This window comes from Streptomyces sp. NPDC005302 (assembly GCF_040607345.1).
Classification (GTDB): domain Bacteria; phylum Actinomycetota; class Actinomycetes; order Streptomycetales; family Streptomycetaceae; genus Streptomyces.
In genome coordinates, this window is the sequence record NZ_JBEXGN010000005.1 from 145,821 (window position 1) to 168,774 (window position 22,954).

Below are 22,954 nucleotides of genomic sequence, written 5' to 3' on the forward strand. Positions count from 1 at the left end.
ACCGGGGGCCCGACAATCCGGGTGCCGGACGCGAGGACGCGTCCGGCACCCCGTGGCGTCACGCGCGGGACGCGACCCGGCTCCGCCGGTACATCACCGTGCCGCCGGCGAGCAGGAACAGGCTGACGGCCGCGGTCGCCGGCAGGCCCGCACCGCCGGTCTCCGCCAGCTCGGCGGGGTGCGTGGAGCGGTGGTGCTCCGGGGCGGGCGGCGCGGGCGGCTGCTCGTGGACCGTGGTCGGCGGCGTGTACGAGACGGGCGTGAGCGGCGTCTCGGTCGGAGGGTGCTCGTGCGTCCGCGGGGGCGTGTGCGGCGGGGTGCAGTCCTCGTCCGGGGTGGAGCCGTAGCCGGCCGGGGTGTGCTGGTGGCCGCATTCGTTGCCGAACACCGGGTTCCCGATGCCGATCACGTCGACGGTGTCGCCGCACAGCTCGACCGGGACGTCCACCGGGGCACCCGCGTGGTTGCCGGAGAACACACCGGGAGAGCCGTGGGCCCCGCCGTGTGCGGAGGAGCCGCCGTGACCACCGGGGTGACCGTGGCCGTATCCGCCGTGGCCGGAGTCCCCGTACCCGGAGCCGCCGTAACCCGAGTCGCCGTAACCCGAGTGGCCATGACCCGAGTCGCCGTAACCCGAGTGGCCATGGCCCGAGTCGCCGTACCCGGAGTGACCGTAACCTCGGTCCCCGTGGCCGGAGTCGCCGTGGCCGCCGCCGTACGCTCCGCCGCCGTGGCCGCCGGCCGAGTGGCCCGAGCCGCCGTGGCCCGAGCCGGTGTCCTGCTGGGCGGGGATGCGCGGCGCGGCGTGCCTGCCGTGCGAACCCGCCCCGTTGGCGCAGGAGTTGCCGAAGGCCGGGTTCAGCGCCGCGACCACGTCGACCGTGTTGCCGCAGGCGTTGAGCGGCACGTTCACCGGGACCTGGACGTTGTTGCCCGACGCGACGCCCGGCGAGCCCGACGCGGCCGACACCGCGCCGGAGTCCGCGAACGCCGGGCTGGCGTACAGGGACATGATGCTTGTCGCGGCCGCTGCCACGACCACTCCCCTACTCAGGTTCTGTCGCACTCTTGTTGTCTTCCTGCTGGTAGAAGTGAGGAAGCCGGCCTCGGGCCGCACTGCGGTCCAAGGCCGGCCGTGGCACAGCCGGGGGGCTGAGGTGCCGAGAGCGTCAGTCGTTGACGCAGGTGTTGCCGAGCGCCGGGTTCAGCAGGGCGATCACGTTGATCGAGTTGCCGCACACGTTGACGGGGATGTGGATCGGAACCTGGATCACGTTGCCCGAGAGGACACCGGGAGAGTGGACCGCGGCACCCTCGGCACCCGCGTCCGCGAAGGCCGGGGCAGCCATGCCCAGGGCCATGATCGCGCCGGCGACGACAGCAGCGCTCTTCTTGTGCTTCACGTGCTTTCCCTTCTCTGCGGTCATGCCCCTTTGTCGGCCGAAACCGAGCGAGCACAACTTGAACGGCTCGCACCATGACCTGCAGGCTGTAAACGAGGGATGGACGACCGAAGAAACTGCGCAGCGCGCGCCGCTTGGTAATTCACTCGAATCGCCCTGAGCGGAAGTGACGCACGAGCGGCCGCAACAGGAGAAACGCTTCTTTCGGAAGCGGAGCGAATCAGAAGCGTTTCCCTGCAAAGAGAAAGACGATTCCCGGGGAGTGTTCACGCACGGGTATTTCAGCGGGGAATGGGGGCCTCACCGTACGGGTGGGAGCGCGAGGACGGGCCCGGGCCGCGCGCGTCGGACGGAGCGCGCGACCCGGGCCCGTCCGGGGGTCAGCTGCCGAGGGAGCCGTTGCCCGACAGGACCGGGATATTGTCCGCGATGTGCGACAGCGGCTCGTCACCCTTGGCCTGGGTGGAGTTCTCGGCGCACTGCTGGTTCTGCGGCGCGGAGAGGACCGGCACGTCCTGAAGAACGGTGACCGGGACGAGGATGCCGACGAGCGAGCCCGCGTTGGCCTTGACGGGGACACCGAGGCAGAGCTTGTTCAGCGAGCCCTGCACGAGCGAGGACTGCGGGCTCAGGTCGCCCTTGGTGACGGCGTTACCGTACGACTGCTCGGCACCGTTCCCGTTGGTGGTGGTGACGCCGTCGTCGTTGCCGATGGCCAGCGCCTGCGGGGCGGCCGCCGCCGAGACACCGACGACGGAAGCCGCGACAGCCGCCACGGCCATTGCCTTCTTGAGCATTTCTCCGGGTTCCTTTCCTGCTGCGAAACATATTCCTGCTCCCACATCAACCGGAGCCGGCGGGATTGGTTTCGCGACATCACCCGATCGGACCGTTCACGGCGTCCGAATTCACGGAACCTCTGGCCCGAGCACGTGACGTTCACACCCCGCATATGGGCCATTGGGGTGAATCGCAGCAACTATGCGAGCCGGGTTCAGTTGTCCAGGTCGCTCCGGTGGACGGGGTTACTCCAGAAGGGATCAGCAAGTGATCAAGAAGGTTATGGCTGCTGCGGCGATCGCCGCTTCCGTCGTCGGAGCCACGGCTGCCGCCGCGCCGCAGGCGCTGGCCATCGGCAACGACGGTGGTGTCACCACCACCAACGGCAACGGCGCCGCGCAGATCTACGGCAACCAGGCCACGTACGGCAACATGAGCCCGCAGATGGCGCTCATCCAGGGCTCCCTGAACAAGCCCTGCATCGGCCTGCCCGCCAAGGCCAACCTCGCTTCGCTGGTCGGCCTCATCCCGGTCACCGTCGCCCAGGACGTGCCGATCCTGTCGGCCCCGCAGAACCAGCAGTGCACCGAGAACTCCACCCAGGCCAAGGGCGACGAGCCGCTGTCGCACGTCCTGGACAACATCCCGGTCCTGTCGGGCAACGGCTCGGCCCACAGCTGACCCGTCGCCGCGTACAGCGGGCCGCCGGCACCTGCGGCGGCCCGCTGCCGCTGTCACCTCCCCGACGACAGCGGCGGCGACGTCCCGGCCCGGAAACACCCCGTGGGCCATTCGGGGCACTCCCCGCAACCCCACGATCCGCAGCACTGTTGATCATGACGCGGCTCCGCTCGGAGTCCGCTCTCCGAAAGGGCAAAACGAACATGAAGAAGCTCTGGGCGACCGCGGCCATTGCCGCTTCCATCGCCGGTGTCTCGGCTGCCGCCGCGCCGCAGGCGCTCGCCATCGGCAACGATGACGGCGTCACCACCACGAACGGCAACGGCTCCGTCCAGAAGTACGGCAACCAGGCCACGCACGGCGACATGAGCCCCCAGCTCTCGCTCGTGCAGGGCTCGCTGAACAAGCCCTGTGTCGGCCTGCCCGTCAAGGCGAACCTGGCCTCGCTGATCGGCGTCGTCCCGGTCACCGTTCTCCAGGACGTGCCGATCCTCTCCGCGCCGCAGAACCAGCAGTGCACCGAGAACTCCACCCAGGCCAAGGGCGACGAGCCGCTGTCGCACATCCTGGACAACATCCCGGTCCTGTCGGGCAACGGCTCCCTCGGCAGCTGATCACCCCCGGTTCCACGGACAGCGGGTCGCTCCTCGGAGCGGCCCGCTGTTCCCGTGTCCGGGGCCGACCCGCTGGTCCGTCAGTTCCCGTACAGCGCCTCGATGTCGGCCGCGTGCGCCGTCGTCACCGCGTGCCGCTTCACCTTCAGGGACGGCGTGAGCAGGCCGTTGTCCTCGGTGAACTCCCCCTCCACCAGGGCGAAAGCGCGGATGGACTCCGCCCGGGAGACGGCCGCGTTGGCGTGATCCACCGCCTTCTGGACGTCGGCCCGCATCCGGGGGTCGTTCACGAGGTCGGAGAACGGGGTGTCCGCCGGGAGTCCGCGGACGGCGAGCCAGTGCGTCACCGCCTCCGGGTCGAGGGTGATCAGGGCCGCGACGAACGGGCGGTTGTCGCCGACGACGAGACACTGCCCTACGGGGGCGCGGCCGCGCAGCCGGTCCTCCAGAACGGCGGGAGAGACGTTCTTGCCGCCCGTGGTGATGAGGATGTCCTTCTTGCGGCCGGTGATGGTCAGGTACCCGTCCTGGTCCAGGGCGCCGAGGTCGCCGGTGGCGAACCAGTCGTCGGTCAGGGCGGCGTCGGTGGCCGCCGGGTTGTTCCAGTAGGCACCGAAGACGACACCGCCCTTGATGAGCACCTCGCCGTCGTCGGCGATCCGCACGGCGGTGCCCGGGACCGGCAGGCCGACTGTGCCGGGGCGCGGGCCGAGCGGCGGGACGACGGTGGCGGCGGCGGTCGTCTCGGTGAGGCCGTAGCCCTCGTGGACGAGGATTCCGGCGGCGTAGAAGAACAGGTTGAGGTCGCGGTCGAGCGGGGAGCCGCCGCTGATGGCGTAGTGCGCGCGGCCGCCGATCTCGTTGCGGATACGGCGGTAGACCAGCAGGTCGTAGAGCGCCCAGGCGGCGTACAGGCGGATGCCGGGGCCCTTGCCGGTGCCGAGGAACTTGTTCAGGTACGCCTCTCCGAAGCGCACGGCGACGCGGTCCGCGCGGTCGAAGGAGGCGGCCCGGCCCATCCTCTCGGCGGTGGCGCGTCCGGTGGCGTGGATCTTCTCGAAGAGGTACGGCACGCCGACCAGGAAGGTGGGCCGGAACTCCTTGAGCGCGGGCCGGAGTTCGTCGGGCTTGATGCTCGGGCAGTGGCCCAGCTCGATGCGGGCCATCAGGCAGGCGATCTGCAGGGTGCGGCCCATGATGTGGGCGAGCGGCAGGAAGAGGAGGGTGGACGCGGTCTGGCCGGTGACCTCCTTGAACAGGGGGTGCAGCAGCTCGACGGTGTTGGCGGCCTCGGCGTGCAGGTTGGCGTGGGTGAGGACACAGCCCTTGGGCCTGCCGGTGGTCCCGGACGTGTAGCAGATGGTCGCGACGGTGTCGGGGGTGAGCGCGGCGCGGCGCTTGCCCACCTCTTCGTCGGTGATGTCCCGCCCCAGAGAGGCGAGTTCGCCGAGGGCGCCCGCGTCGAGCCGCCAGACGGTCGGGGGTTCGGGGTGGCCGGCAGTGCCGGTGGTCAGGGTGTCCGCGTTGCCGGGGGTCTCGACGATCACGAAGCGGGCGCCGGAGTCCCGGACGATCCACTCCACCTGTTCGGCGGAGGAGGTGGGGTAGACGGGGACGGTCTGGCCGCCGGCCGCCCAGACGGCGAAGTCCAGCACCGTCCACTCGTAGCGGGTACGGGACATCACGGCGACCCGGCCGCCCGGTTCGAGGCCGGCCGCGATCAACCCCTTGGCCGTGTCGGTGACTTCGCGGGCGAAGGCGGCGGCGGTCACCGGGGTCCACGCGCCGTGGTCCGGCCGGCGCAGGACGATCGCGTCGGGGGCCTCCGCCGCGTTGGTGAACGGCAGGTCGGCCGTGCTTCCGGTGGTGGGGGCCGGTGCCAGACGGGCGGTACGGGCCTCGCGGACCGTACCGCTCTCGTCCCTGACCAGTTCCACCTGACCGCGGTCCGGCAGACCCGCACGCCGCTTCGCCCGCTTCAGATCCTTGCGTACGCCCATCACGGCTCCCGGTCGCAGGGTCCTTACTCCCGGGTCAACTTACCCGTGCGTAACAGGATTTCAATGGGTCGCGCACGATCGGTTGCCGGGGCGCCCCCGACCCGGCCCGCTACCGGATGCAGTCCGGGTCGCAGACGTTCAGGTCGTCGGCCTGGCCGATCGCGGTGGCGAGTGCCTCGACGTCCTTGTCGTCGGTGGCACGCGCCAGGTCCTTGGTGCGGGAGGCGAGTTCGCCGAGCGGACGCCCCCCGGGCAGCGCGCTCCAGCGGGCGTCGCCCGAGCGGAGGGCGTCGGCGAAGTAGGCGGCCACGGCCGTGATCTGGAAGGCGGGCGGGGCGGCCCAGACGTCGGCGCGCAGCGAGCCGGTCTCCAGCCGGCCGGAGTTCTCGTGCGGGGTGCGGCTGTCGGGGTCGAGCCAGCGGACGGTCGCGGTGGCGAGCCGGCCGGAGGCGCCGGGGCGCGTACGGACGGCGTAGAGCGCGGTGACGGTGTGGCCGGGGCCGACCTCGCCGCCGTCCACCCGGTCGTCGCGGAAGTCGTCGTCGGCGACCTTGCGGTTGTCGTAGCCGATCAGCCGGAACCGCTCGACGGCCTCCGGGTCGAAGGCGACCTGTGCCTTGGCGTCGCGGGCGGTGAGGTCGATGTTCTGCGGGAGCTGGTCGCAGAAGACGGTGTAGGCGTCGTCGCGGCTGGAGACGTACGTCGTGTGGCCGTCGCCCTTGTCGGCGAGGCGTTCCATCAGCGCGTCGCCGTACTCGCTGCCGACCCCGACGCCGAAGAGGGTGATGCCGTGCTCGCGGCGGGCGGAGGAGATCCGTTCGAGGATGCTGTCGGCGTCGGTGTCGCCGGTGTTGGCGAGAGCGTCGGAGACGAGGACGACGCGGTTGGTGGCGCCCTTGCGCAGGCCCTCGACGGCGGTCGCGTAGCCGGTCCGCACGCCCGCCCCGAGGTTGGTCGAATCGGTCGGCTCCAGGCGGTCGATGGCCTTGTGGACGCGGTCGCGGTGGTCGCCGATCCGGGTCATCGGCAGGACGGTCTCGGCCTCGTCGCTGAAGGTGACCAGGGCCACCGAGTCGTCGTCGCGCAGCCGGTCGGTCATCACGTCGAGGGAGGCGCGGGCCAGGTCGAGGCGGCCGGGTTCGGACATGGAGCCCGAGATGTCGATGACGAAGGTCAGGGCGGCGGGCGGGCGGCGGCTCTCGGTCTCGGCGGCGCGGGTGGCGAGGCCGACGCGGACGAGGGACCAGCGCGCGTCGTCGGTGCGGGCGCCGTCGACGGTGACGGAGAAGCCGTCGCCCTCGGGGCGTTCGTAGTCCTGGCGGAAGCTGTTGACGAACTCCTCGGGGCGGACGGTGGACGGATCGGGGGCCCGGCCGCTCGCCAGGGAGCGGCGGGCGTAGCCGTACGACGCGGTGTCGACGTCGAGGGCGAAGGTGGAGAGGTAGTCCGCCGACGGGGTGGCGTCGGGAGCGTCCGACTGTTCGCCCTCCTGGTCGCGCTCGGCGCTGCCGCCGGTCGGCTGGCCAGGGAGCGGCAGGTTGTGGCGCGACTTGCCGCCGTCGGAGGAGTTGTCGCCGCTCCCCGCGCCGCATCCGGTGAGCAGGACCGCTCCGGCAGCGGCGAGGGCGAGCAGCGGAACACCCAGGCGCCGTCGGCCCGTCGTCCGGGCGGTGCCGGACCCCATCCCTGCGCCGGATGCCGTGCGTATGTGGTTCTTCCCCATCCCTGCCCCCTCGGTCGTACGGCCCGGTGCGGCCGACGTCTGTGACTGTGACGGCCGAGGGGGCCCGGACGAGCGCTCAGGAGCGTTGCGGAAGAGTCTCGAACCGGCCACGGCGGCGGGGCTTCGAGACCGGTGGGTGATCTTCCGGAGACCTGGGGGTGTCGTCGGGTGCCACCGGCTCCGGCCGGCGGCACCCGACGGCGCCGCTACGACACGATGTCCTTGTGCCGGAAGCCGCGGAAGGCCAGGGCGAACAGCACGAGCGCGTACGTCACCGAGATCGCCGTGCCCTGGATCATGCCGCCCCACTCCGGGGTGGACTGGACGGCGTCGGCCCACGCGAACTGCCAGTGGGCGGGCAGGAAGTCGCGCCAGTGGCCGAGGGCGGTGACCGCGTCCAGGACGTTGCCCACGATGGTCAGGCCGACCGCGCCGCCGACCGCGCCGAGCGGGGCGTCCGTCTTCGTCGACAGCCAGAACGCGAGCCCCGCGGTGACCAGTTGGGACACGAAGATGTACGCGATCACGACGAGGAGGCGCTGGGCGGCGGTGCCCGCGGAGAGCGCGCCGCCGGTCGGGATCTCCAACGGGCCCCAGCCGTAGGCGGCGGTGCCGACGGCGAGCGCGACGATCGGCAGCAGGACCATCGCGGCGAGGCTGAGGCCGAGCGCCACGGTGAGCTTGGACCACAGCAGCCGCGTTCTCGGCACGGGGGCCGCCAGCAGGTAGCGCAGGGAGGACCAGCTGGCCTCCGAGGCGATGGTGTCGCCGCAGAACAGGGCGACCGGGATCACCAGGAGGAAGCCGGCGGAGACGAACAGGTTCACCGCGGCGAAGTTGGCGCCCGACGCGGTGGCCGTGTCCATCAGGGTGACCTGGCCGTTGCGGCCGCCCGGCTGGCCGCCGATCGCGAACGCCGCGACGAGGACGAAGGGCAGGAGCGCGAGGACCGCGCCCATCACCAGGGTGCGGCGGCGCTTCAGCTGGCGGATCAGCTCCACGCGCAGCGGCAGGGTACGGCGCGCCCGGTACCCGTCCGCGGTCTCGGTCCGCTCGACGAGCGTGCTCATGCGGAGCCTCCGATCAGGGTGAGGAACGCGTCTTCCAGCCGTCGGTGGGGTCCCACCGACGCCACCGGCACGTCGAGCCGCACGAGTTCGGCGACGAGCCGCTGCGCGCTGCCGTCGGCGCCGAGGCGGACGAGCAGTCCGTCGTCGGTGGCGAGGGCCGACACGACGCCCGGGAGGGCGCCGACCTTCTCGACGAGAGGTGCGTCGACGGGTGTTCCGGTGCCGACGAGGAGGGTGTCCCCGGAGCCGATGATCTCGGCCACCGGGCCCGCCTGGACGAGCCGGCCGCGGTCCATGACCACGAGGTGGGTGCAGGACTGCTCGACCTCGGCGAGGAGATGGCTGGACACGATGACGGTGCGGCCGGCCGCCGCGTACCGGATCATCACCCCGCGCATCTCGCGGATCTGCGGCGGGTCGAGGCCGTTGGTCGGTTCGTCGAGGATCAGCAGGTCCGGGAGGCCGAGCATGGCCTGCGCGATGGCGAGGCGCTGGCGCATGCCCTGGGAGTAGGTGCGCACGGCGCGGGCCAGCGCGTCGCCGAGGCCGGCGATCTCCAGGGCCTCTTCGAGGTGGGCGTCCTCGGCGGGCCGGCCGGTGGCCTGCCAGTACAGCTCCAGGTTCTCCCGGCCGGAGAGGTGCGGCAGGAAGCCGGCGCCCTCGACGAACGCGCCGACCCGGGAGAGGACGGGGGCACCGGGGCGGATGGCGTGCCCGAAGACCCGGATCTCGCCGTCGTCGGGCTTGATGAGTCCCATCAGCATGCGCAGGGTGGTCGTCTTGCCCGCGCCGTTGGGCCCGAGCAGGCCGAGGACCTGGCCCTTCTCCACCCGGAAGGACAGGTCGCGCACGGCGTACCGGTCGGCGGACTTCGCGTACCGCTTGCCGAGGCCGGTGATCTGGAGCGGGACCTCGGCGAGCGCGGGGTCGGGCGCCGGGGCGGTGGTGCGGCGGCGGCCGGTGACCAGCAGGGCCAGCGCGGCGAGCGCGCCGGCGACCGGCAGCCACCACACCCAGGACGGGAGCGGAGCCGCGGCGGTCGTCACTCCGGGAGCCGTCGGCACCTGGAGCGCGCTCTTGAGCGACACGGTGTACGTGGCCGGGGCCGCCGGTGAGGCGTAGCCGAGGTCCGTCGAGGCGAGGACCAGGCGGAGCCGGTGGCCCTTCTGGACCTCGTGGTCGACGGCGGGGAGGGCGAGGCGGACGTCCTTGCCGGACTTCGCGCCCTCCACGCGTACGGGGGTGACGAGTTGGGAGGGCAGCACCTGTCGCTTGCCGTCCGGGCCGACGTCGTAGACCTTTGCGAACAGGACCGCGTCGTCGGTGCTGGACCGCACGTGCACCGTCACCGTGGGCGAGCCGGTGACGCGCAGGTCGTCCCGGAAGGGCGCGGACTGGAAGTGGGCGTACTGGCCGGGGAAGTCGATGCCGATGCCGACGCCGAGGGAGGAGAGCTGGGTGAGGCCTCCCGAGTCGCCGAGCCCGGGCAGGGCGGAGATGGCGGGCGGGCTGGCGCCGGCCGGGTTCTGGAAGGTCTGCTCCCGGCCGGTCAGCGCGACGGTGTGCCGGCCGCTCTCCAGTCCGGGGTAGTGGTCGGCGCTCGCGCCGCGCAGCAGGGCGGCGCCGTCGGTGGAGTCGATGCCTCCGGTGCGGGTGACGCGGAAGGCGGGACCGGTGTCGGCGCCCTTGTCGTCCTTCAGGTAGCGGTCGAACCAGGAGGCGGCGCGGGAGCTGACGCGGTCCGCCTCCATGTCGCCGCCGTCGTGTCCGCCGGAGATCCAGTCGACCTTCACGGGTGCGCGGTTGGCGCGGAGCGCCTTCTCCATCTTGTCGGCCTGGCCGAGCGGGAAGAGGGAGTCCGTCTGGCCCTGCGCGATGAGGGTGGGCACCTTGATGCGGGAGGCGACGGCCTCGGGGCTGCGCTCCTGGAGGAGCTTCTCCGCCGCGGCGTCGGGCTTGCCCGACTCGGCGACCCGGTTGTACATCGCGCACAGTTCGGCCTCGAACCGCTGGCAGCCGCCGCCGGAGTTGATGAAGAGGCCGGCCCAGACCTTCTTGAACACACCGTCCGGGAAGAGGGCGTCGGCGAGGTTCCAGTACGTGATGGAGGGGGCGATGGCGTCGACGCGCGGGTCGTGGGCGGCGGTCAGCAGGGAGACGGCCCCGCCGTAGGACGCGCCGGCCATGCCCACGCGCGGGTCGCCGCTCTTGTCGAGCCGGACCTCGGGGCGCTTCGCCAGCCAGTCGATGAGCCGGGAGGCGTCGGCGACCTCGCCGTGCGCGTCGTTCAGTCCGATCCTGCCGTTGGACCTGCCGAAGCCGCGGGCGGACCAGGTCAGTACCGCGTATCCGTCGCGGGCGAGCTTCTCGGCCTCGCCGCGGACGTCCGCCTTGCTGCCGCCGAAGCCGTGCGCGAGGAGGACGGCGGGCCGGCGCTGTGTGGAGGGACCGGTGGTGAAGTAGGAGGTGTCGATCCGCACGCCGCCGCCCATGGACATCATCCGGTCGCTGCGGTGCACGCCCTTCGGGTCGTCGGAGGCGACGGCCGTCCACGTGCCCGCGCCGGCGAGCACGACGAGGGCCGCGCCGGCGGCCGCCCACCTCCAGCGGGCTCGCGCGTCCGTCCGGGCGGGCAGGCGTCCCCGGCGCGGCAGACGCGGCCGGGGCAGTCGAAGATCCATGCCTCAACGGTACGGGTGCCCACGGACATCCGGGGCAGCCGCCCGGCTGAACCGGGGCCCCTCCCACGGGAGTACGGCACGGCCCCCGTGTACCGCGTCCGTGGTACGAACGGGCCATGGAGATGCGCCGTGCCACCACGGTCGGGGAACTGACCGCCGCCGAGTACCTCTTCGACAACCCCGTGCGTCCCGAGTGGGCGCGGCGGTTCCTGGAGACCCAGGGGCACCATCTGTACCTGGCCTACGAGGACGCGGAGCCCGTCGGCTTCGTCAGCGGCGTCGAGACCGTCCACCCGGACAAGGGGACGGAGATGTTCCTGTACGAGCTGGCGGTGGCGGAGCCGTACCGGCGGCGCGGGACGGGGCGGGCGCTGGTCCGTGAACTCGCCTCGCTGGCGCGGGAACGCGGCTGCTACGGGATGTGGGTGGGCGTGGACACCGGCAACGACGTCGCCCTCGCCGTGTACCGCAGCGCGGGGGGCGAGGACGACGGGACGTGCACGGTGGTGACGTGGGACTTCGGCTGAGGCGGCCGCCCGTCCCGCGCGGGGCCGGGCGGGACGGGGTGCCGGTCAGACCTGCTCGTCCTCCGGGATCGACACCAGCCAGCGGGTTTCGCGGCGCGGGCGCAGGTAGAAGGCCCAGTACAGGGTGGCGACCGCGGTGATGCCGCCGGTCCACACCAGGTAGACCGTCTCCTGCTGGGTCAGGATGTAGGCGAGGACCGCGATCAGCAGGACCGGGACGGCGGGCCACAGCGGCATCCGCCAGGCGGGCGTGTGGCGGTGCTGGCCGCGCCGGGCGAGCAGCGCGGCGACCGCGACGAGCAGGTACATCGCCGTCACGGAGACGCCCGTCACGCCGTACAGCGTGTCCAGGTTGACGAAGCAGAGGGCCGCACCGGGGACGCCGACCAGGAGGGTGGCGACCCAGGGGGAGCCGAAGCGGCCGAGCCGGGACAGTCCCTTGTTGACCGGGCCGGGCCACGCCTTGTCACGGGCCGAGGCGAACAGGACGCGGGAGTTCTGGATGACCATGACGATGCCCGCGTTGATGATCGCGAGGGCCACGCAGAGGCTGACGAAGGTGCCGACGGCGGAGTTGGACCAGGCCGTGACCATGGTGCTGATGTCGCCGCCGGTGAGGGCGGACAGGTCGGGGGCGCCCATCGTGATGGCGACGACAGGGACCAGGATGATGACGGTGGAGATGGCGAGCGTGGCGAGGACCGTGCGGGCGACGTTGCGGCGCGGGTTCTCCAGCTCCTCGGAGAGGTAGACCGCGGTCGAGAAGCCCTGGGTGATGAAGAGGGCGATGGCGAGCCCCGAGACGACCAGCATGGCCGTCACGGTGTCCGTGTGGCCGCCGGAGCCGGAGACCTGCATGGAGACGAGGCTGCCGGCGCCCCGCTCGCTGTGCGCGAAGCCGAGGACGGCCACGACCGCCGCGGCGATGACTTCGAGGACCAGGAAGACGCCGGTGATCCAGGCGTTGGCGCGCAGGTCGAGCAGGCCCGCCAGGGTGGCCAGGAGCATCACCGCGGCGCCGGCGATCGAGGGGTTCAGATGCACGATGGGCGCCAGGTAGTCCGCGGTGCCCATGGCGATCACCGGCGGCACGATCATGACGACCAGCAGGGAGAGCACGAAGACCAGCCAGCCCGCGAGGCGTCCGGCCATCGTGGAGACCATGGCGTACTCGCCGCCGGCGCTGGGGATGAGGGTGCCCAGCTCCGAGTAGCAGAACGCCACGGCGATACAGAGGACAGAGCCGATCGCGATGGTGAGCGCGGTGGCGGTGCCGAGGGACGAGAACAGGTCGGGAACCACGACGAACAGCGTCGACGCGGGGGTCACGCACGAGAGCGTCAGCAGGGTGCCGCCGACGATGCCGATGGAACGCTTGAGCTTTTGGGGGTTCCCGGTCGCCGTGGGCGCGGCGTCCGGGACGGCGGTCTCGACAGGGCGGAGCGTGTCGGTCATGAAGCGGTTCCGATCGACTCGTGCGTCAGGTGGTTCGGGCGGGAGCGTTATCGCCTCCGGCGGCTCGTCTCGTACGTCTGGTCGTCCGCTCCCGCGCTGATGGAACCTTGACGGAAACCGTTGCGTCAATGGCCGTTTACCTACGGAATCCGCAATCGTAAAGCGACGGAGGTCACATCGCTTTCAGAGGTGTTGACGGCCTGGCACATCAATCAGCAAGCCCTTTTTGAATGTGACCATGCTTTCGAAGGCTTCCGTCGAACATCCCCTGCGCCACCCGATTCCTCCCCCCTCCACGGGAATCGTTGCGGGCGTGTCAAAAAAAGATGAAGCCGTCCGCTATGCGGACGGCTTCATCGAGTGGTTCGGCGGGGCTCAGTGGTTGCGCGGGAAGCCCAGGTCGACGCCTGTGGGGGCCTCGGAGGGGTCGGGCCAGCGCGTGGTGACGACCTTGCCGCGGGTGTAGAAGTGCGTGCCGTCGTTGCCGTAGATGTGGTGGTCCCCGAAGAGGGAGTCCTTCCAGCCGCCGAAGGAGTGGTAGCCGACCGGCACCGGGATCGGCACGTTCACGCCGACCATGCCCGCCTCGACCTCCAGCTGGAAGCGGCGGGCGGCGCCGCCGTCCCGGGTGAAGATCGCGGTGCCGTTGCCGAAGGGGGACGCGTTGATCAGCGCCACGCCCTCCTCGTAGGTGTCCACGCGCAGCACGCACAGCACCGGGCCGAAGATCTCGTCCTTGTACGCGTCCGCCGTCACCGGCACCCGGTCCAGGAGCGAGAGGCCGATCCAGTGGCCGTCCTCGTGCCCCTCGACCGTGTAGCCCGTGCCGTCGAGGACGACCTCGGAGCCCTGGGCGGCGGCGCCCGTCACGTACGAGGCGACCTTGTCGCGGTGGGCGGCGGTGATCAGCGGGCCCATCTCGGACGTCGGGTCGTTGCCGGGACCGATCTTGATCTTCTCGGCGCGCTCACGGATCTTCGCCACCAGCTCGTCGCCGATGGAGCCGACCGCCACGACCGCGGAGATCGCCATGCAGCGCTCGCCGGCCGAACCGTAGGCGGCGGAGACGGCGGCGTCGGCCGCCGCGTCCAGGTCGGCGTCGGGGAGGACCAGCATGTGGTTCTTGGCGCCGCCCAGCGCCTGTACGCGCTTGTGGTTGGCGGCGGCCGTGGTGTGGATGTGCCGGGCGATCGGCGTCGAGCCCACGAAGGACACGGCCGCGACGTCCGGGTGCTCCAGCAGGCGGTCGACGGCGACCTTGTCACCGTGCACGACGTTGAAGACGCCCTCGGGCAGACCGGCCTCGGCCAGCAGCTCGGCGAGCTTCATCGCGGCCGAGGGGTCCTTCTCGGACGGCTTGAGGACGAAGGTGTTGCCGCACGCGATGGCGATCGGGAACATCCACATCGGCACCATGGCCGGGAAGTTGAACGGCGTGATGCCCACGACGACGCCGAGCGACTGGCGGATCGAGGACACGTCGACCCGGGAGGCCACCTCGGTCGACAGCTCGCCCTTCAGCTGCACGGTGATCCCGCACGCCAGGTCGACGATCTCCAGGCCGCGCGCGACCTCGCCGAGCGCGTCCGAGTGGACCTTGCCGTGCTCGGCGGTGATCAGCGCGGCGATGTCGTCGCGGTGGGCGTCGAGCAGCGCGCGGAACTTGAAGAGGATCGAGGTCCGCCTGGCCAGCGACGAGGTGCCCCACGTCGCGTACGCGTCCTTCGCGGCGGCGACAGCGGCGTCGACCTCCTCGACGCTCGCGAAGGCGACCCGCGTGGTCACGGCCCCGGTCGCCGGGTCCGTGACCGGCCCGTACGTACCCGAGGCGCCCGCGGCGTTCCCGACGGGCTTGCCACCGATCCAGTGGTCGACGGTCTTCGTCATGGCCAAAAACTCCTTCACAGATGGCGGCGTCGGGCGGCGACGTGCCGGTCGTACTCCTCGCGGGCCGCCACCGCCGACGATCGGGTCGCGGTCTCGGCCACGGGTACATCCCACCAGGCCTGGGCCGGAGGCGCGCCCGACACTGTGTCTGCCGTTTCGGTCTCCACGTAGACACAAGTGGGAGTGTCCGCGGCGCGCGCCTCGGCGAGGGCGGCCCGCAGGTCACGCACGGTCTTCGCGCTCAGAACCCGCATGCCCAGGCTGGCCGCGTTGGCCGCGAGATCGACCGGCAGCGGCGCCCCCGTGAACTTACGGTCCGCCGCGCGGTAGCGGTAGGCGGTGCCGTACCTCTCGGCGCCCACCGAGGCGGAGAGGCCGCCGATGGACGCGTACCCGTGGTTCTGCAGGACGACGACCTTGATCGCGACGCCCTCCTGGACGGCGGTGACGATCTCGGTCGGATTCATCAGATACGTGCCGTCCCCGACCAGCGCCCACACCGGCCGGTCCGGGGCGGCCATCCGGACGCCGATCGCGGCCGGGATCTCGTAGCCCATGCACGAGTAGCCGTACTCGACGTGGTACTGGTCCCGTGACCGCGCCCGCCACAGTCTGTGCAGGTCGCCCGGGAGCGAACCGGCCGCGTTGATCAGGATGTCGTCCTCGGTCACCAGCTCGTCGAGGACGCCCAGGACCTGCGGCTGGGTGGGCCGGATGTCGACGTCCTCGGCCTCGTAGGCCGCGTCGACGCGGTACTCCCAGCGCTCCTTGTCGTCCGTGTACTCGATGACATAGGCGGGCTCGACGCGGTGCCGGTGGGGCAGCAGCGCCCCGGTGAGGGCCTCCAGGCCGGAGCGCGCGTCGGCGATCAGCGGGATGCCGGAGAGCTTGTGACCGTCGTACGCGGCGACGTTCAGGTTGAGGAAGCGGACGCCGGAGGCGCCGAACAGGGTGCCCGAGGCGGTCGTGAAGTCGGTGTAGCGGGTGCCGACGCCGATCACCAGGTCGGCGGTGCGGGCCAGCTCGTCGGCGGTCGCCGTGCCGGTGTGCCCGATGCCGCCGACGTCCTGCGGGTGGTCCCAGCGCAGCGAGCCCTTGCCCGCCTGGGTGGAGGCCACCGGTATGCGGGTGGCGGAGGCCAGTTCGGCGAGGGCCTCCTCGGCGCGGCTGTGGTGGACCCCGCCGCCCGCGACGATCAGCGGACGCCGGGCCGCCCGGACCGCGGCGACGGCGGCGGCCAGCTCGCCGGGGTCGGCGGCCGGGCGCCGCACGGTCCAGGTCCGCTCGGCGAAGAACTCCTCGGGCCAGTCGTACGCCTCCGCCTGCACGTCCTGCGGCAGCGCGAGCGTGACGGCACCGGTGTCGACGGGGTCGGTGAGCACGCGCATCGCCTGGAGCGCCGCCGGGATCAGCGCCTCGGGGCGGGAGATCCGGTCGAAGTAGCGCGACACCGGGCGCAGGCAGTCGTTGACCGACACGTCGCCCGCGAAGGGCACTTCGAGCTGCTGGAGCACCGGGTCGGCGGGGCGGGTCGCGAAGACGTCGCCGGGCAGCAGCAGGACGGGCAGGTGGTTGACCGTGGCGAGGGCCGCGCCGGTGACGAGGTTGGTGGCGCCGGGGCCGATGGAGGTCGTCACGGCGTGCGCCGACAGCCGGCCGCTCTGCCGTGCGTAGCCGACCGCGGCGTGCACCATCGCCTGTTCGTTGCGGCCCTGGTGGTACGGCATCACGTCCGCGTACTCGACGAGCGCCTGACCGATCCCGGCGACGTTCCCGTGCCCGAAGATCCCCCAGGTGGCACCGATCAGCCGGTGTCGCGCGCCGTCCCGCTCGGTGTGCTGGGCGGCCAGGAACCGCACCAGCGCCTGCGCGACCGTCAGCCTCGTCGTCGAGGTCATCGGTATCCCCTTGTGCTCTCTGCGTGTCCCGGGTGGAAGCGGATCCGCCACTCCCTGTCCCTGCCCGGCCCCGCCATGACGTTCAGGTAGTACATGGCGTGGCCGGGCTGGGCGACGGACGGGCCGTGCCATCCGTCGGGGACGAGGACGGCATCGCCGGTGCGGACCTCGGCGAGGACGTCCGAACCGCCCTCACGGGAAGGGAATACGCGCTGATAGCCGAATCCGTTCGGGCCGTCGATCTCGAAGTAGTAGATCTCCTCCAGCCGGGACTCGACCCCGGGCACGTCCTCGTCGTGCTTGTGCGGCGGGTACGAGGACCAGTTGCCGCCGGGGGTGATCACCTCGACGGCGATGAGCCGGTCGCACGCGAAGACGTCCGCGGCGGCGAAGTTGCGCACCTGGCGGGCGCAGACGCCGCTTCCGCGGTGCTCGACGGGAACCTCCGGCGCGGGGCCGTAGCGGGCGGGGAGTCGGCGCTCGCACTTCGCTCCTGCCAGGGCGAAGCGGCCTCCCACGCCGGAGGCGATATGGGCCAGGGCGTCACGGGGCACGTAGGCGAAGTCGGTGACTCCGTCGAACACGCCCTCTCTGCCCCGGAGATGGAACTCGTTCTCGTCCATGCCGTCCTTGGTGCGCACCGTGCAGCCGCCGGCGAGCGGGAGCACGATCCACTCGCTGTCGCCGGCGGTGAAGGTATGGGTACCCCCCGGTGCCAGTTCCACGATCCTCAGGGCGCTGTGGGTCCAGCCGGCCCGCGCGGGGTCGATGTCGAGCACGTAGTGGGCGTCGGCGGTGGTGCCTCTCGGCACGTGCAGCCCGGCGCCCGGACGGCTCACGCGCTCCTCACAGGAGCCCCACGGCGGTGTCCACGGCCGCGGCGACATCGCCGTCCGCCGGGTACAGCAGCGAACGCCCGACCACCAGGCCCCGCACGGTGGGCAGTTGGAGCGCACCGCGCCACTTCTCGTACGCGCCCTCCTGGTCCTCTCCGACGTCTCCGCCCAGCAGCACCGCGGGCAACGTGGTCGTCTCCATGACACGGGCCATGTCGTCGGGGTTCTCGGTGACCGGGACCTTGAGCCAGGTGTACGCCGAACTGCCGCCCAGGCCGGCGGCGACGGCGAGGGACTTGGTGACGGCCTCGGCGCCCAGATCGTTGCGCAGGGTGCCGTCTTCCCGGCGACGGCAGAGGAACGGTTCCACGAAGACCGGGAGTTGGCGCTCCGCCATCGCGTCGATCACGCGGGCGGCGGACTCCAGGGTGCGCAGCGAGCCCGGGTCGTCGTAGTCGATGCGCAGCAGCAGCTTCCCCGCGTCGAAGCCGAACCGTTCGATGTCCTGGGGCCGGTGTCCGGTGAACCGGTCGTCCAGTTCGAAGGCCGAGCCGGCGAGGCCGCCCCGGTTCATCGACCCGATGACCACCTTGTCGTCGAGCGCGCCGAGCAGCAGCAGGTCGTCGAGGATGTCGGCGGTGGCGAGGACGCCGTCGACGCCGGGGCGGGAGAGCGCGAGGCAGAGCCGCTCCAGCAGGTCGGCGCGGTTCGCCATGGCGAGCGCGCGGTCCCCGACGGCCAGCACGCCGCGCGCCGGATGGTCGGCGGCGACGATCATCAGCCGGCCGGAGTCGTCGAGCAGGGGTCTGCGCACCCGTCGTGCGGCGGCCTCCGCCACCGCCTCGGGGTGCCGGGCCCGGGTCAGCGCGAGGCGGGCGACGTCGACGCGCGGGGACGGCGGGCGGAGCGGGGCGTAGGCGCTGGGCGGGGCGGCGGGGTCGGCGTCACCGCCTTGTTCCTGGCGCGCGCCTCCGACGTGGCCCGCCCTCACCGCACCGCTCCGGCGGCGATCGCGTCCTCGACCTCGCGCGCGGTCGGCATCGCGGAGGAGCACTCCAGGCGGGAGGCGACGATGGCGCCCGCCGCGTTCGCGTACCGCATGATCCGCTCCAGGTCCCAGCCGGCGAGCAGCCCGTGGCAGAGGGAGCCGCCGAACGCGTCGCCCGCGCCGAGGCCGTTGAGGACCTCGACCGGCAGCGGCGGGACCTCGGCTGAGGTGCCGTCGCGGTGGACGGCGAGCACGCCCTTGGGGCCCTGCTTGACCACGGCGAGTTCCACGCCGGCGTCCAGCAGGGCGGCGGCGGCGGTGTGCGGGTCGCGCTCCCCGGTGGCGATCTCGACCTCGTCGACGTTCCCGACGGCGACGGTGGTGTGGCGCAGCGCGTCCTTGTAGAAGGGGCGGGCCGACGCGGGGTCCTGCCAGAACATGGGGCGCCAGTCGAGGTCGAAGACCGTCGTACCGGACCGGCCCCGGTGGGCCAGCGCCGCGAGCGTGGCCGTGCGGCTCGGCTCCGCGCACAGCCCGGTGCCGGTGACCCAGAAGACCCGGGCGTCCCGGACGGCTTCGAGGTCGAGTTCGTGCGCGTCGATCTCCAGGTCGGGGGCCTTGGGCAGGCGGTAGAAGTACAGCGGGAAGTCGTCCGGGGGAAAGATCTCGCAGAAGGTGACGGGGGTCGGCAGTCCGGGGACCGCGGTGACCCAGCGGTCGTCGACGCCGAAGCCGCGCAGCGCGTCGTGCAGATAGACACCGAAGGGATCATCACCCGTCCGGGTGATGACGGCCGTACGCCGTCCGAGTCTCGCGGCGGCCACCGCGACGTTCGTCGCCGAGCCGCCGAGGAACTTGCCGAAGGACGTCACCCGGGCGAGCGGCACCCCCGCCTGCAACGGGTAGAGGTCCACCCCGATCCGCCCCATGGTGATCAGCTCGTACGCCATCCCGTTCCCTTCCCTCCGGCTGTCCCCAGGTGTAGTGCCGCGCGGGGAGCCCTGTCAACGTTTTGTCCGGACATTCGGACGAGCCCTTGACACCTCTTCGGAGCCGCCGGAAGCTGACGCCCATGACGTCGTTGTCACCTCAGTCATCGCCGCGGTCCGAGCACCAGCCGTCGCCGGTGCCGTCGCCTTCGTCCTCACTCTCGCGCATCCGGATCGGTTCAGCTCCCGACTCCTGGGGGGTCTGGTTCCCCGACGACCCGCGGCAGGTGCCCTGGCAGCGCTTCCTCGACGAGGTCTCAGGATCCGGGTACGAGTGGATCGAGCTGGGCCCCTACGGCTATCTGCCGACCGATCCCGCCGTCCTCAGGGAGGAGACGGCCCGGCGCGGGCTCACCGTCTCGGCGGGCACGGTGTTCACCGGGCTGCACCGGGGGCCCGAGGTCTGGGAGTCGACCTGGGAGCACGTCGCGGACATCGCGGCGCTGACCCAGGCGATGGGCGCGGAACACCTGGTCGTCATCCCGGCGTTCTGGCGCGACGACAAGACGGGCGCCGTGCTGGAGGACAGCGCGCTGACGCCGACGCAGTGGCGCAGTCTCACCGCGCAGACCGAGCGGCTCGCCCACGAGGTGCGCGAGCGCTTCGGGCTGCGGATCGTCGTCCACCCGCACGCCGACACGCACATCGACAGCGAGGAGAACGTCACGCGTTTCCTCGACGCGACCGACTCGTCGCTGGTCTCCCTGTGCCTCGACACCGGGCACTACGCCTACTGCGGCGGCGACAGCGTCAAGCTCATCGAGACGTACGGCGAACGCATCGGCTATCTCCACCTCAAGCAGGTGGACCCGCTGGTGCTGGCCTCGGTGCGCGCCGAGGAGGTCCCGTTCGGGCCGGCGGTCGCGCGCGGCGTGATGTGCGAACCGCCCTCGGGGGTACCGGCGCTGGAGCCCGTCCTGGCCGCCGCGCAGCAACTCGGCGTCGACCTCTTCGCGATCGTCGAGCAGGACATGTACCCGTGTCCGCCGGACAAGCCCCTGCCGATCGCCCGGCGCACCCGCGCGTTCCTGAGGTCCTGCGGGGCCTGAGGACTTCGGGGCCTGAAAACCTCCGGGGCCTGAGTACTTCGGGGGCCCGAGGGCCGGCGGGGCAGGGGTCCGAGGTCCTCCGGGGCCCCGAGGCCCGGCACAGCCTCAGGAGTTGACCTCACACGGCCAATGCGTCACCCGTGTCACAAAAAACACCTCCGTGTCACAGATGTCGCGTGTACGCGGGTCTTGCGTCACACCCGGTCGACAGGCACTGCCCGGCGCTCACTCCGTGTCGTTCAAGGGGCACACGCTTTGTGATCACCAGCGCAGCGCCCCGGCTCCCCCGCCGGCCGCCCCCGGCCGCCGCCGCGGCGCGCGCAGGGAGGTGCCCCGCATGACCGACCCCAGACTCTGGTCGTACAAGGAGATCGCCGCGCACATCAAGGTGCAGCCGGACACGGTGCGTTCCTACCGCAAGCACGGGCTGCTCCCTCCGCCCGACCACGTCGAGAGCGGCAAGCCCTACTGGTACGCGGACACCGTCCGCGCCTGGGTCGCCTCCCGCCCGGGGAACCGGGGACGCAGGACCGACTGACCGCCCCTGGCCCGGCGCCCGTTTCCGGCGGGCACCGGGCCGGGGCGGACCCGCTTCCGCCTCGGCTCCCGGGCCGGACCTAATTCGATTGCCGCACCGCCGCGCGTCCGTCGATGATCCACCGATGAGCTTCTCCGAGAAACCCGTCCTCACCGGCGAGAAGACCGTGCTGCGTCCCTTCACCGTGGACGACGTCCCGGTGATGGCGGAGATCCTGCGCGACCCCGACGTCCTGCGGCTCACCGGCAGCCCCGTCGAGGAGTTCGGGGCGGAACGGCTGCGCCAGTGGTACGGCAGCCGCTCGGAGCAGCCCGACCGGCTGGACCTCGGCGTGGTGGACCGCGCCACCGGTGAACTGGTCGGCGAGGCCGTGCTGTTCGAGTGGGACACCCACAACCGCAACTGCACGTTCCGCGTCCTCGTCGGTCCGCGCGGCCGCGACCGCGGTCTCGGCACCGAGGCCACCCGGCTGATCGTGGGCCACGCCTTCGAGCAACTGGGCCTGCACCGTGTCTCGTTGCACGTCTTCGCCTTCAACCCGCGGGCCCGGCGCGCCTACGAGAAGGCCGGCTTCGTGGCCGAGGGGGTCGAGCGGCAGACGCTGCTGCACGACGGGGAGTGGATCGACGCCGTACGGATGTCGGTCCTGGCCCACGAATGGGCCGCCCACCGGGGCCGTCCCACCGCACCCGCGGCCTGACGGCCGGCCCGCACCCTCACACCCTCGGCCGCTCGGGCCGGCTCCGCGCTCACCCCCAGGGTTCGACGACCGTCACACCCGAGCCCGACGCCGACCCCATGGCCGCCAGCGCTGCCGGGGCCGCGTCCAGGGCGATGGTGGACGTCACGAGAAGATCGGGCCGCAGGACTCCGGCGCGGACCAGCTCCATCATCGCGGGGTAGGCGTGGGCCGCCATGCCGTGGCTGCCGAGGAGTTCGAGCTCCAGGCCGATGACCCGGGCCATCGGGACCGGGGTGACGCCATCCGGCGAGGGCAGCAGGCCGACCTGGACATGGCGTCCGCGACGGCGCAGTCCGTTCACCGAGGCGGCGCAGGTGACGGGCGACCCGAGGGCGTCCAGCGACAGGTGCGCGCCGCCGCCGGTCAGGTCACGCACCGCCTCGGCAGGGTCGGCCACGGCGGAAGCGTCCACACACTCCGCCGCCCCGAACTTCCGTGCCAGGTCGAGCGCCGCCGGGGACACGTCGACGGCCACGACCCGCGCTCCGGACGCCGCCGCGATCATCACCGCCGACAGGCCGACGCCACCGCACCCGTGCACCGCGACCCACTCCCCCGCGCTCACCCGCCCCTGGACGGCGACCGCGCGGAACGCCGTGGCGAACCGGCAGCCCAGCGACGCGGCCGTCCCGAAGGACATCCCCTCCGGGACCGCGACCAGGTTCACGTCGGCGTGGTCCAGCGCCACGTACTCGGCGAAGGAGCCCCAGTGCGTGAAGCCCGGCTGGGTCTGCCGCTCGCACACCTGCTGGTCGCCCGCCGCGCACGCCGGGCAGCTCCCGCAGGCGCAGACGAACGGGACGGTCACGCGGTCGCCGGCACGCCAGCCGGTCACCCGTGGCCCCACCGACTCGACGACGCCCGCGAGTTCGTGACCCGGCACGTGCGGCAGGGCGATGTCCGGGTCGTGGCCCATCCAGCCGTGCCAGTCGCTCCGGCACAGGCCGGTGGCCCCGACCCGCACCACCACTCCGTGCTCCTCCGGCTCCGGGTCCGCGACCTCCCGGACCTCGGCCGGTTCCCCGTACCGCTCGAACACCACTGCCCGCATGGGTCCCGCCCTCCTTGGGAGATGACCTTCCGCGGGGAACCC

Annotated in this window: 20 protein-coding genes; 6 read left to right on the forward strand and 14 right to left on the reverse strand. The window is 72.1% G+C overall.

Annotated elements, in window-relative coordinates; translation table 11 throughout:
• Positions 1–58: 58 nt before the first annotated feature.
• From ABZT74_RS09350 to ABZT74_RS09360, 3 genes are all read right to left on the reverse strand, one after another.
• Positions 59–1,036 (reverse strand): chaplin, encoded by a 978-nt coding sequence (locus ABZT74_RS09350; RefSeq protein ID WP_356433882.1) that lies wholly within the window; start codon positions 1,034–1,036, stop codon positions 59–61.
• A 133-nt stretch (positions 1,037–1,169) separates the two neighbouring features.
• A complete protein-coding gene (locus ABZT74_RS09355; protein ID WP_356171969.1) occupies positions 1,170–1,427 on the reverse strand; it encodes a chaplin in 258 nt (85 codons plus the stop codon).
• 356 nt (positions 1,428–1,783) lie between these two features.
• Positions 1,784–2,200 (reverse strand): rodlin, encoded by a 417-nt coding sequence (locus ABZT74_RS09360; RefSeq protein WP_356171967.1) that lies wholly within the window; start codon positions 2,198–2,200, stop codon positions 1,784–1,786.
• A 250-nt stretch (positions 2,201–2,450) separates the two neighbouring features.
• Between ABZT74_RS09360 and ABZT74_RS09365 the strand changes: the two genes are divergently transcribed.
• Positions 2,451–2,864, forward strand: coding sequence for a rodlin (locus tag ABZT74_RS09365; RefSeq protein WP_355863205.1), 414 nt, complete (start codon positions 2,451–2,453; stop codon positions 2,862–2,864).
• Between the two features lie 203 nt (positions 2,865–3,067).
• The gene (locus tag ABZT74_RS09370; RefSeq protein ID WP_355863203.1) at positions 3,068–3,478 is read left to right on the forward strand and encodes a rodlin; all 411 of its coding nucleotides are present in this window, start codon (positions 3,068–3,070) and stop codon (positions 3,476–3,478) included.
• A gap of 80 nt (positions 3,479–3,558) precedes the next feature.
• Here ABZT74_RS09370 and ABZT74_RS09375 read toward each other — a convergent pair whose 3' ends face one another.
• The 4 genes from ABZT74_RS09375 to ABZT74_RS09390 form a co-directional block, all read right to left on the reverse strand.
• Entirely contained in the window at positions 3,559–5,478 is a 1,920-nt protein-coding gene (locus ABZT74_RS09375) for an AMP-dependent synthetase/ligase (protein ID WP_356433884.1), read from the reverse strand.
• A gap of 109 nt (positions 5,479–5,587) precedes the next feature.
• Positions 5,588–7,162 carry a von Willebrand factor type A domain-containing protein gene (locus tag ABZT74_RS09380; protein WP_356434077.1) on the reverse strand — a complete coding sequence of 525 codons (1,575 nt, stop codon included), beginning with the start codon at positions 7,160–7,162 and terminating at the stop codon, positions 5,588–5,590.
• Positions 7,163–7,407: 245 nt separating this feature from the next.
• Entirely contained in the window at positions 7,408–8,271 is an 864-nt protein-coding gene (locus ABZT74_RS09385; RefSeq protein WP_355863197.1) for an ABC transporter permease, read from the reverse strand.
• Complete coding sequence (locus ABZT74_RS09390; protein WP_356433885.1) at positions 8,268–10,952, reverse strand: alpha/beta fold hydrolase; 2,685 nt, start codon at positions 10,950–10,952, stop codon at positions 8,268–8,270. Before ABZT74_RS09390 ends, ABZT74_RS09385 begins: the two co-directional genes overlap by 4 nt.
• A 116-nt stretch (positions 10,953–11,068) precedes the next feature.
• Between ABZT74_RS09390 and ABZT74_RS09395 the strand changes: the two genes are divergently transcribed.
• Complete coding sequence (locus tag ABZT74_RS09395; protein ID WP_356171957.1) at positions 11,069–11,479, forward strand: GNAT family N-acetyltransferase; 411 nt, start codon at positions 11,069–11,071, stop codon at positions 11,477–11,479.
• 45 nt (positions 11,480–11,524) lie between these two features.
• Here ABZT74_RS09395 and ABZT74_RS09400 read toward each other — a convergent pair whose 3' ends face one another.
• From ABZT74_RS09400 to iolC, 6 genes are all read right to left on the reverse strand, one after another.
• Complete coding sequence (locus ABZT74_RS09400; RefSeq protein ID WP_356433887.1) at positions 11,525–12,934, reverse strand: APC family permease; 1,410 nt, start codon at positions 12,932–12,934, stop codon at positions 11,525–11,527.
• A gap of 375 nt (positions 12,935–13,309) precedes the next feature.
• On the reverse strand, positions 13,310–14,821 hold the full coding sequence (gene mmsA, locus ABZT74_RS09405) for a CoA-acylating methylmalonate-semialdehyde dehydrogenase (RefSeq protein ID WP_356433888.1): 1,512 nt from the start codon (positions 14,819–14,821) through the stop codon (positions 13,310–13,312).
• Positions 14,822–14,835: 14 nt separating this feature from the next.
• The gene (gene iolD, locus ABZT74_RS09410; RefSeq protein WP_356433889.1) at positions 14,836–16,719 is read right to left on the reverse strand and encodes a 3D-(3,5/4)-trihydroxycyclohexane-1,2-dione acylhydrolase (decyclizing); all 1,884 of its coding nucleotides are present in this window, start codon (positions 16,717–16,719) and stop codon (positions 14,836–14,838) included.
• Positions 16,716–17,558 (reverse strand): 5-deoxy-glucuronate isomerase, encoded by an 843-nt coding sequence (iolB, locus tag ABZT74_RS09415; RefSeq protein WP_355863185.1) that lies wholly within the window; start codon positions 17,556–17,558, stop codon positions 16,716–16,718. The genes iolD and iolB overlap by 4 nt, the downstream gene beginning before the upstream one ends.
• 7 nt (positions 17,559–17,565) lie before the next feature.
• On the reverse strand, positions 17,566–18,420 hold the full coding sequence (locus ABZT74_RS09420; protein ID WP_356172122.1) for a deoxyribose-phosphate aldolase: 855 nt from the start codon (positions 18,418–18,420) through the stop codon (positions 17,566–17,568).
• 122 nt (positions 18,421–18,542) lie between these two features.
• The gene (gene iolC, locus ABZT74_RS09425) at positions 18,543–19,493 is read right to left on the reverse strand and encodes a 5-dehydro-2-deoxygluconokinase (RefSeq protein WP_356433890.1); all 951 of its coding nucleotides are present in this window, start codon (positions 19,491–19,493) and stop codon (positions 18,543–18,545) included.
• A 122-nt stretch (positions 19,494–19,615) separates the two neighbouring features.
• Here iolC and ABZT74_RS09430 point away from each other — a divergent pair, with 122 nt between their 5' ends.
• The 3 genes from ABZT74_RS09430 to ABZT74_RS09440 all read left to right on the forward strand — a co-directional run bounded on the left by ABZT74_RS09430 (position 19,616) and on the right by ABZT74_RS09440 (position 21,819).
• On the forward strand, positions 19,616–20,581 hold the full coding sequence (locus tag ABZT74_RS09430; protein WP_356433891.1) for a sugar phosphate isomerase/epimerase: 966 nt from the start codon (positions 19,616–19,618) through the stop codon (positions 20,579–20,581).
• Between the two features lie 337 nt (positions 20,582–20,918).
• On the forward strand, positions 20,919–21,119 hold the full coding sequence (locus ABZT74_RS09435) for a MerR family transcriptional regulator (protein WP_081217364.1): 201 nt from the start codon (positions 20,919–20,921) through the stop codon (positions 21,117–21,119).
• Between the two features lie 124 nt (positions 21,120–21,243).
• On the forward strand, positions 21,244–21,819 hold the full coding sequence (locus ABZT74_RS09440; RefSeq protein ID WP_355863178.1) for a GNAT family protein: 576 nt from the start codon (positions 21,244–21,246) through the stop codon (positions 21,817–21,819).
• Positions 21,820–21,868: 49 nt separating this feature from the next.
• Here the strand turns inward: ABZT74_RS09440 and ABZT74_RS09445 are convergent, their stop codons facing one another.
• Positions 21,869–22,912: a zinc-dependent alcohol dehydrogenase family protein gene (locus ABZT74_RS09445; protein WP_356433892.1), complete on the reverse strand. Its 1,044-nt coding sequence runs from the start codon at positions 22,910–22,912 to the stop codon at positions 21,869–21,871.
• Positions 22,913–22,954 lie beyond the last annotated feature (42 nt).